Source organism: Vogesella oryzae (assembly GCF_902829295.1).
Classification (GTDB): domain Bacteria; phylum Pseudomonadota; class Gammaproteobacteria; order Burkholderiales; family Chromobacteriaceae; genus Vogesella; species Vogesella oryzae.
This window is the reverse complement of the sequence record NZ_CADEPL010000046.1, coordinates 1-9,380: the sequence shown is the minus strand read 5'-3', so window position 1 is coordinate 9,380 and position 9,380 is coordinate 1. Positions and strand designations below refer to the sequence as shown.

The 9,380-nt window shown below is 66.3% G+C and carries 6 protein-coding genes; 4 read left to right on the top strand and 2 right to left on the bottom strand.

All coding sequences use genetic code 11. The annotated features are described in order from the left end of the window. A partial coding sequence (locus HU218_RS13440) for a PAS domain-containing hybrid sensor histidine kinase/response regulator (RefSeq protein ID WP_174875448.1) occupies positions 1-3,126 on the top strand: 3,126 nt, incomplete at its 5' end. A 53-nt stretch (positions 3,127-3,179) separates the two neighbouring features. Here the strand turns inward: HU218_RS13440 and HU218_RS13435 are convergent. Beyond that, positions 3,180-4,541 carry an MBL fold metallo-hydrolase RNA specificity domain-containing protein gene (locus tag HU218_RS13435; RefSeq protein ID WP_174875447.1) on the bottom strand — a complete coding sequence of 454 codons (1,362 nt, stop codon included), beginning with the start codon at positions 4,539-4,541 and terminating at the stop codon, positions 3,180-3,182. Between the two features lie 126 nt (positions 4,542-4,667). Beyond that, positions 4,668-5,876 (bottom strand): MFS transporter, encoded by a 1,209-nt coding sequence (locus HU218_RS13430; RefSeq protein ID WP_174875446.1) that lies wholly within the window; start codon positions 5,874-5,876, stop codon positions 4,668-4,670. 138 nt (positions 5,877-6,014) lie between these two features. Between HU218_RS13430 and HU218_RS13425 the strand changes: the two genes are divergently transcribed. From HU218_RS13425 to HU218_RS13415, 3 genes are all read left to right on the top strand, one after another. Continuing rightward, entirely contained in the window at positions 6,015-7,529 is a 1,515-nt protein-coding gene (locus HU218_RS13425; RefSeq protein ID WP_174875445.1) for a DUF4118 domain-containing protein, read from the top strand. After that, the gene (locus HU218_RS13420; RefSeq protein ID WP_174875444.1) at positions 7,516-8,205 is read left to right on the top strand and encodes a response regulator; all 690 of its coding nucleotides are present in this window, start codon (positions 7,516-7,518) and stop codon (positions 8,203-8,205) included. The genes HU218_RS13425 and HU218_RS13420 overlap by 14 nt, the downstream gene beginning before the upstream one ends. Before the next feature lie 16 nt (positions 8,206-8,221). Further along, positions 8,222-9,380: KUP/HAK/KT family potassium transporter (locus HU218_RS13415; RefSeq protein WP_174875443.1), on the top strand; the 1,159-nt coding region annotated here is incomplete at its 3' end.

The window sequence follows — 9,380 nt, the reverse complement described above, 5'->3', positions numbered from 1 at the left end:
GCCAATAGCGATGGCAGTCCGGACGAATGGACCGAGCAGCTGTACCAGATTCTGGAATACCCCACGACACAGCCGCCGGATATGGGCAGCTTTTTGCAGCGCATCCACCCGGATGACTTGCAAAGTGTGTTGCTGGCGCATGCGGCCAACCTGCAGCAAGGTTACGCGGTCGATTACCGGCTGTTGATGCCGGACGGTCGCATCAAGTATCTGAGCGAGGTTGGCCGCCACGAATTTGACAGCGCCGGGCTGCCGTTGCGCCGCGTGGCGGTAATGCAGGATGTGACCGCCGCGCGGCAGCTGGCTCGTGAAATGGATGCCGCCCGCGAGGCGCTGGAGCAGGAGCGACTGGCCCGGGCGGAGCAGGCCGCCAGCCATGCCGAAGCCAAGGCGCAGGCCATTTTGCAGACCATGGGCGAAGGGGTGCTGGGCCTGGGGGGCGATGGCCGGGTGGTGTTCTGCAACCAGACCGCCGCCAACATGCTGGGTACCCGTGACGAGTTGCTGAACGGCCGCCAGCTGGATGATTTTCTCTACCACTACAACGCCCAGGGGCAACGGCAGGTTAGGCCGTCGCCCATTTTTTGCGCCTTGCAGCAGCGCTTGCCGCGCAGCAGCCAGCAGGAGCAGTTCGGCTGCGCGCAGCGCGAGCGCTTTCCGGTGTTTTACCAGCTGAACATGCTGGACAAGCCGATTGGCGAGCTGTGTGCCGTGCTGCTGTTCCGCGACATTACCGAGCAGCGCGCCAAGGAAATGCGGCTGGAGCAGATGTCGCGCGCGGTAACGCAAAGCCCGGCCGGGGTGATGATTACCGACACCGAAGCCCGGATCGAATACGTCAATCCGCGGCTGCTGCAGATGTGCGGTTACGAGGAGCAGGAATTGCTGGGGCAGCTGCCCACGCTGATGAACAGTGGCAGCACCGCGCCACAAGTTTACGAGTCGCTGTGGCAAACCCTGCAGTCCGGCGAAAACTGGTATGGCGAGCTGCTGAACCGGCGCAAGGATGGCAGCGAATACTGGGTGATGCAGATGATCTCGCCGGTGCGCGATGTCTCGGGGCGCATTACCAATTATGTCAGCGTGCAGGAAGACATTACCGCGCAGAAGCAGCTGTCGCAGCGCATGCAGGAGGCAATGACCGCCGCCGAGAGCGCCGCCGCCGCCAAGAGCGCCTTCCTGGCCAATATGAGCCATGAAATCCGCACTCCGATGAATGCCATCATCGGCATGACCGATCTGGCCATGCATGAGCAGTTGCCGGCCAAGGCCCGTGACTATCTGGGCAAGGTGGTGCGTTCGGCGCGCAGCTTGCTGGAAATCATCAATGACATTCTGGATTTCTCCAAAATCGAGTCCGGCCATCTGCAGATCGAGCAGGCCCCGTTCCAGCTGGAAGAGGTACTGGAACCGCTTGCCGACATTCTGGCCATGCGTCTGGATGGCAAACCGCTGGAGCTGGTGTTCGATGTGCCGGCGGATTTGCCGCCGCAGTGGCAGGGCGATGCCCTGCGGCTGGGGCAGGTGCTGCTGAACTTGCTGGGTAATGCGGTGAAATTCACCGCCAAGGGACAGGTGCTGCTGACGGTGCGCTATATGGACGGCAGGCTGCATTTCTCGGTGCAGGACAGCGGTATCGGCATGACCGCAGAACAGCTGTCCCGCCTGTTCCAGCCATTCTCGCAGGCGGATGCCTCTACCCAGCGGCGCTATGGCGGCAGTGGCCTGGGTCTGGTGATCTCCAACCAGCTGGGGCAGTTGATGGGCGGCGCTGGGGTGCAGGTCGAGTCACAGCCTGGCAAGGGCAGTCGTTTTTCTTTCAGCCTGCCGTGCCTACCGTTGCCGGCGGAAGCATCCGTAGCGTGGCTGCCGCAGGGCCGCTTGTTGCATGCCCGGCTGGGCGAGGCTAGTCGTAACTGGTTGCTGCCTCTGTGCCAGCAGCTGGGGCTGGAAACCCTGCCGGTGACGACGCATGCCCAGTTGCAGGCGCTGCTGGCCGAGTGGCGCATGGAGGACGTGCTGCTGCTGGATAGCGATGCAGCCGACTGGCGCCAGCTGGTGCACGACTTGCCGTGGCCAGCCGGTGCCCGGCTGGTGCTGTTGAGTCGCCATCACGTCAGCTCTACCGAGCTGTTGCCAACCTCATCCCATAGCCTTCCGGTGTGCGAGGTATGGGTCAAACCGTTGACGCCCGGCCGCCTGGTGCAAGGCTTGCAGCGGCTGTGGCAGGCCAGCCCGGCGGCTGACGAGCAGCTGCAGCGCAATTTGCCGCGGCTGGACGGTTGCCACGTACTTGTCGTCGATGACGTGCCGCTGAACCAGGAAGTGGTCGCCGCCTACCTGCAGGAGGCCGGGGCCAATGTCAGCTTTGCGGCCAACGGCGAGGAGGCGCTGCAGGCGCTGCAACTGGGGCTGCCGGATGCGGTGCTGATGGATTGCCACATGCCGGTGATGGATGGTTTTGTCGCGACCGGCCATATCCGCGCCAATCCGGCCTGGCAGCAGCTGAAAGTCATCGCGCTGACCGCCAATGCCTTGTCCGGCAGTCGCGAGGAAGTGCTGGCCGCCGGCATGGACGACTACATCAGCAAGCCGATCGACCCGGCCCGGCTGTTTGCGGTACTGGCCCAGGCTGGGCTGCAGGCCAGGGCGCAGTCACAGGAAGCGACCGCACAGGAACCGGCGGCAGCGGTTGAGGAAGTGCAAGCCGCCGGCGTGGTGTCTGCCGCACAGGTCTCTGGCGGCGATAGTGCCGGCGATGTGTGGCAGCAGCTGGCCGCTGCCGGTGTCAATGTGGCGGAAGGGACGGCGCGCGCGGTCGGAATGCCGCAGGTGTATCGCAAGTGGCTGCTGTTGTTCGCCAGCAATATGGCCGGCTTTGCCGAAGACAGCCAGGCGGCATTACAGGCCGGAGACGGTGAACGGCTGCTGCGGCTGGTGCATACCCTGCGCGGTGCGGCCGGCAATGTCAGTGTCGACGAGGTGGCGCGTCTGGCCGGTGACATGGAGGCCGCCTTGCGACAGAACACGCCGGTCGGGACGCTGGCGCCGCAGCTGGCGGCGCTGTTGCAGCAGCTGGAGCGGGCACGGCAGGCGATAGCCGCGCTGGAACAGGTGACGGCATAAGCGGGCAGGGCCGGCAGCTAGTGGCTGCCGGCCCTGCGGCCAACCTGTCGGGGTTAGTCCAGCGTCACCCGCTCGGCCTGTTCCGCCACGCTTACCGGCCAGTGTTTTTCCACGCTGATGCGCCGGCGCAGCGCATCGGCGGCGTCCGGCTCGCCATGCACGATGTAGGTGTGGCGCGGCGGCGCGGCAAAGCCGCTTAGCCACTGCATGATCTCGTTGCTGTCGGCGTGGGCGGACAAATGCTCCATCGCCACCACCTCGGCATTGATCGGCACTTCCTGGCCGTGGATGCGCACGGTCTTGGCGCCGGCCACGATCAGTGCGCCGCGGGTGCCGCCGGCCTGGAAGCCGGAAAACAGCAGCGTGTTGCGCGGGTTGGGGGCAAACGCCTTCAGGTGGTGCAGCACGCGGCCACCGGTCGCCATGCCGCTGGCGGCAATGATCACCGCCGGCTCGCGCAGCTCGTTCAGGCGCTTGGATTCATCCACCGTGCGCACGATCTGCGCCACCTGGCACATGCCCATGCAGTCCTCGTCCGACAGCCTGTGGCTGTCGCGGAACTGGTGGTACAGCTCGGTGACATCGCTGGCCATCGGGCTGTTCAGGTACACCGGCAGCTGGTGCGGAATCTTGCCGGCGCGTTTGAGCCGGTACAGGTAGTACATCAGCTCCTGTGCCCGCTCCACCGCAAACGACGGAATCACGGTAATGCCGTGCCGCGCCACGGTGCGGTTGATCACTTCTGCCAGTAGGTCTTCCGGCGCCTGCTGCGGGTGTTCGCGGTTGCCGTAGGTGGACTCCAGCAGCAGGTAGTCGGCGTGGCGGACGAACTCCGGCGGCTTCATCACCGGGTCGTGCTGGCGGCCCAGGTCGCCGGAGCCGACCAGCGTTACGCCATCGGCCACGATCTCCACCGAGGAGGCGCCAAGAATGTGGCCGGCCGGACGCAGGGTCACCTCGACACCCGGCAGGATGGTGGTGCGGCTGTGGAACGGCAGCGGACTGAAGTACTCCAGCGCCTTTTCGGCATCCTCGCGGGTATACAGCGGCAATGCCGGGCTGTGCTTGGAAAAACCGCGGCGGTTGGCGTATTCGGCTTCTTCTTCCTGCAGGTAGCCGCTATCCGGCAGCAGGATGCCGGCCAGCGCGCAGCTGGCGGGCGAGGCATAGATGCAGCCGCGAAAGCCGTCGCGCACCAGCGCCGGCAGATAGCCGCTGTGGTCCAGATGCGCGTGGCTCAGCACCACCGCATCCAGATCGGCCGGGGAAAACGGCAGGCCGCTCCAGTTGCGCAGCCGCAGCTGCTTGAAGCCCTGGAACAGGCCGCAGTCGAGCAGAATGCGCTTGCCGGCGCATTCCAGCAGGTATTTGCTGCCGGTTACCGTGCCGGCGGCACCGAGAAAGGTCAGATGCATGGTGTCTCCGTTTCTTGTGGCTGTGTGGTTGGCCGCATGGCTTGTTACCGTGCGTGCCATCACTTGATCCTAGCCGCTTGGCGCGCCGCCGGCTTGTTCTGGCGCAAATGCGCAGCCAGCACGCGGCTACGATTTGCCGCCGGGCAGCGCCGGCTGCGGCTGTGGCAGCGCATGCGGCCCCAGCCAGCGCCACAGCAGCCAGGCCGCCGCCAGCGCGCAGCCGGCAGAAAAGCCGAACGCCGGCAGTGCGCCGGCCACCTGGTACAGATAGCCGAAAATCAGCGACGCCGGCAGCAGGCAGATGCCGGCGGTGAGGTTGAACCAGCCGAAGGCGGTGCCGCGGCCATCGGCCGGCGCCAGATCGGCCACCAGCGCCTTTTCCACGCCTTCGGTGGCGGCCATGAACAGGCCGTAGCCGGCAAACAGCAGCCATAGCGGCCAACCCGGTGTCGAGATCAGGCCGATGACCAGATAGAACAGCCCGTACAGCACATAGCCGCCCAGCAGCAGCCGCACCCGCCCGACGCGGTCGGACAGCGCCGCCAGCGGGGTGGAAAACAGCATCGCCACCGCCGACACCGCCGCCCACAGCAGCGGGATGTCGGCCTGCGGCACGCCCAGCGCCTGCGCCCGCAGCAGCAGGAACATATTGGAGGAGTTGCCTAGCGTGAACAGCGCCACCACCAGCAGGTAGCGGCGCAAGGTCGGTGGCAAGCCGTCCAGCCGCCAGCTGAACGGCCGCGCGGCGGCTGGCGTGCGCTCGGCCGGTTCGCGCAGCGCGCCGGCCAGGGTCAGGCATAGCGCCGCCGGCAGCGCCGACCACAGAAAGATGTCGTGCAGCGGCACCTGGCGGGCCAGTAAGGCTGCGGCCAACAGCGGGCCGACCACCGCGCCGGCATTGTCCATCGCGCGATGCAGGCCGAAGGCCAGCCCGCGGCGGTGCGCGGGCACGCTGGCGGCCAGCAGCGCGTCGCGCGGCGAGGAGCGCAGCCCCTTGCCGACACGGTCGGCAAAGCGGATGGCCAGCAGCCACGGCCAGCTGCCGATAAAGGCGATCAGCGGGCGGCCCAGCCCGGCCAGACCGTAGCCGAATACCAGCCACGGCTTGCTGCGGCGGGTGCGGTCCACCACCACGCCGGAAAACAGCTTCAGCAGGCTGGCGGTGGCCTCGGCAATGCCTTCGATCAGCCCCAGCGCCTTGGGGCCGGCCAGCAGCACCGACGATAGGTACAGCGGAATCAGCGGGTACAGCATGTCGCTGGCGCTGTCGTTGACCAGGCTGATCAGCCCGATCAGCCACACCGTGCGCGGCAAGGCGAGCAGGGCAGAGAACATGAAGGCTCCTTGGCGGGGATGAGGGTTGCCACTGTCCTGAATGGCGTTTACAGCTTGTTTACAGCAAGCCAACAACTCTCTACAAACTTTTTACAGGGACTGCCCTATCGTTACACCATCTGGATAAACGAGCGCAGCATGAAACCGAATCAACTTCCATCCGGCCGCCGGCTGCCCATGGGGTGGCGCTATGGGCTGGTAGTGATTGCCTGCTTGCTGATCACCCTGCTCACCGCACCGTTCCGCGACACGCTGGAGCTGGCCAACGCGGTGATGCTGTTCCTGCTGGTGGTGTTCCTGGTCGCACTCAAGCTCGGGCGTGGTCCGGCGGTGTTCGCGGCCTTTCTGGGCGTGGCATTGTTCGATTTCTTTCTGGTGCCGCCGCACTTCACTTTTGCCGTCAGCGACGGGGTGTACCTGATCACCTTCGCGGTGATGCTGGCGGTGGGGTTGCTGACCACCGGCCTGACGACCAGCCTGCAGGACGAAACCGAGCGCGTGCGCCAGCACGAGCGCGAAACCCGCGGCCACTACGAGCTGGCGCGCACCCTGACCGGCGCCGCCACCATCGCCCAGGTAGAAGAGGCGGTGGAGAGCTATGCCGCGCATCAGCAATGCCGCGTGCGCTGCTTCTGGCTGACGCCGGCGCGGCAGCTGGATACCGGCGACAGCGAGCTGCTGGAAAGCCACCTGCTGCAAATGGCATTCAACAGCCAGCAGCCGGTACGCGGCGACGCGGATGCCGGCACGCCGCCGCTGTATCTGCCGCTGCGGGCGCCGATGGGCATGCGCGGTGTGCTCGCCATCTACCCGCAGGCGATCTCGGCGCAGGATTTTCTGGCGCGCGAGCCGCTGTTCATCACTCTGGCTTCGCTGCTGGCGATTGCGGTGGAGCGGCTGCATTACGTCGATGTGGCGCGGCAGACCGAGATCGAGATCAATGCCGAAAAACTGCGCAGTTCGATTCTGGCCGCGCTGTCGCATGACCTGCGCACGCCGCTGACCAGCCTGCTGGGCATGGCCGACGAACTGGCCGGCCGCCCGCTGCCGGAAGCGGAGCGCGAGGCGGCACGGTTGATCCGCGACCAGGCCGGCGCGGTGCACCGCATGATGACCAACCTCCTGGACATGGCGCGGCTGCAGGCCGGCAAGATGCAGCTGCGGCTGGAATGGCAGTTGTACGAGGACGTGATCAGCACCAGCCTGCAATTGCTCAAGCCGACGTTGGCCGCACACCCGCTGACGCTGGAGCTGGCGCCGGATCTGCCGCTGCTGCGCTTCGATGCGGTACTGATCGAGCGGGTGCTGTGCAATCTGCTGGAAAACGCCGCCAAGTATGCGCCGGCCGGCAGCCCGATCCGCATCCATGCCTACCTCGAGGACGGTTTTGCCTGCCTGGCGGTCAGCGATGCCGGTCCCGGCATCGACCCGGCGCATCTGGAGCGGCTGTTTGCGCTGTTCGAGCGCGGCGAGGCCGAATCCAGCAAGCCGGGCGTGGGCCTGGGCCTCGGCATCGCCAAGGCCATTGCCGAAGCACATGGCGGCAGCCTGCGGCTGTCGGCTACCCCGGGGGCCGGCACCACCGCCTGCCTGCGCCTGCCGCTGGGCACGCCGCCGGCGCTGCTGACGGAGGACGAACATGAGCCAGGCTGAACTGCGCATCCTGCTGGTCGAGGACGAGCCGCATATCCGCCGCTTCGTGCGCAGTACGCTGGAGGCGCAGCAGTGGACGGTGTACGAGGCCGACTGCGGCCAACGTGGGCTGGTAGAGGCCGGTAGTCGCCAGCCGGACCTGCTGATCGTCGATCTGGGATTGCCGGACATGGACGGTGTGGCCTTGATCCGCGATTTTCGCCACTGGTCGCAGGCGCCGGTGCTGGTGCTGTCGGCGCGCAGCGACGAGGGGGACAAGATCGAGGCGCTGGATGCCGGCGCCGACGATTACCTGACCAAACCGTTCGGCGTCGGCGAGCTGCTGGCGCGGGTGCGCGCCTTGAGCCGGCGCCATGCCCGCCAGCAGGAGACCTCGCCGCTGCTGAGTTTCGGCGACGTCAGCGTCGATCTGTCGCGGCGCGAAGTGCGCCGCGGTGGTGTCGAGGTGGCGCTGACGCCGATGGAGTACAAATTGCTGTGTGCGCTGCTGCGCGATGCCGGCAAGGCGCTGACCCACCGCATGCTGATGCAGGCGGTGTGGGGCCCCGGCCATACCGAAGACAGCCATTACCTGCGTATCTATATGAGCCGCCTGCGCCAGAAACTGGAGCAGGACCCGGCGCAACCGGTGCATTTCATCACCCTGTCCGGGGTGGGCTACCGTTTCCAGTTTTGATGATCGGAATCCGAACATGAGTTCACAACAACACGGCGGCCGCACGGCCGCACTGTCCCTGGCGGCGCTGGGGGTGGTGTATGGCGATATCGGCACCAGCCCGCTGTACACCATGAAGGAAATCTTTGCCGGCACCCATCCGGTACCGCTGAACCACGCCAATATCCTCGGCATCCTGTCGCTGGTGTTGTGGTCGCTGCTGGTGGTGGTGGCGTTCAAGTACGTCACCGTGATCATGCGCGCCGACAACAAGGGCGAGGGCGGCATCATGGCGCTGATGGCGCTGGTGCTGCACCACGCCAAGGCGCGGCAGCAGGTGGCCTTGCTGATGCTCCTGGGGCTGTTCGGTGCCGCGCTGTTCTACGGCGACAGCATCATCACCCCGGCGATTTCGGTGCTGTCGGCGGTGGAGGGGCTGGGCATCGCCACCCCGGCGCTGACACGCTTCATCGTGCCGGTGTCGCTGGCGGTGCTGTTCGTGCTGTTCGTGATGCAAAAGCACGGCACCGAGAAAGTCGGCGCGCTGTTCGGCCCGGTGATGGTGCTGTGGTTTGCCGTGCTGGCCGTGCTGGGCATCAGCGAGATTGCGGCCAACCCGGCGGTGCTGGCGGCGCTGGACCCGCGCCATGCGCTGGCCTTTTTTGCGGCCAACCCGGTGCTGGGCTTTCTATCGCTGGGCGGCTCGGTACTGGCGCTGACCGGTGGCGAGGCGCTGTATGCCGATATGGGCCACTTCGGCCGCCGGCCGATCCGCCTGGCGTGGTTCGGCCTGGTGCTGCCGGCGCTGGTGCTGAATTACTTTGGCCAGGGCGCGCTGCTACTGCGCGAGCCGCAGGCGATCGCCAACCCGTTCTACCTGCTGGCGCCGCAATGGGCGCTGCTGCCGATGGTGGCGCTGGCGACGCTGGCCACGGTGATTGCCTCGCAGGCGGTGATTTCCGGTGCCTATTCCATTACCCGCCAGGCCATCCAGCTCGGTTACGCGCCGCGGATGGCGATCCAGCACACCTCCAGCAAGGAGATCGGCCAGATTTACCTGCCGGCGGTGAACTGGGCGTTGCTGGTGGCGGTGGCTGCGCTGGTGGTGGGCTTCGGCTCCTCCGGCAAGCTGGCGGCGGCCTATGGCATCGCGGTGACCGGCACCATGGTGATCACCACCATCCTCACCTTCATGG

Excerpts from the sequence above, each read along its gene's own strand:
- HU218_RS13435 (WP_174875447.1), bottom strand. The coding sequence starts at position 4,541 with ATGCATCTGACCTTTCTCGGTGCCGCCGGCACGGTAACCGGCAGCAAA.
- HU218_RS13420 (WP_174875444.1), top strand. The coding sequence starts at position 7,516 with ATGAGCCAGGCTGAACTGCGCATCCTGCTGGTCGAGGACGAGCCGCAT.
- HU218_RS13425 (WP_174875445.1), top strand. The coding sequence starts at position 6,015 with ATGAAACCGAATCAACTTCCATCCGGCCGCCGGCTGCCCATGGGGTGG.
- HU218_RS13430 (WP_174875446.1), bottom strand. The coding sequence starts at position 5,876 with ATGTTCTCTGCCCTGCTCGCCTTGCCGCGCACGGTGTGGCTGATCGGG.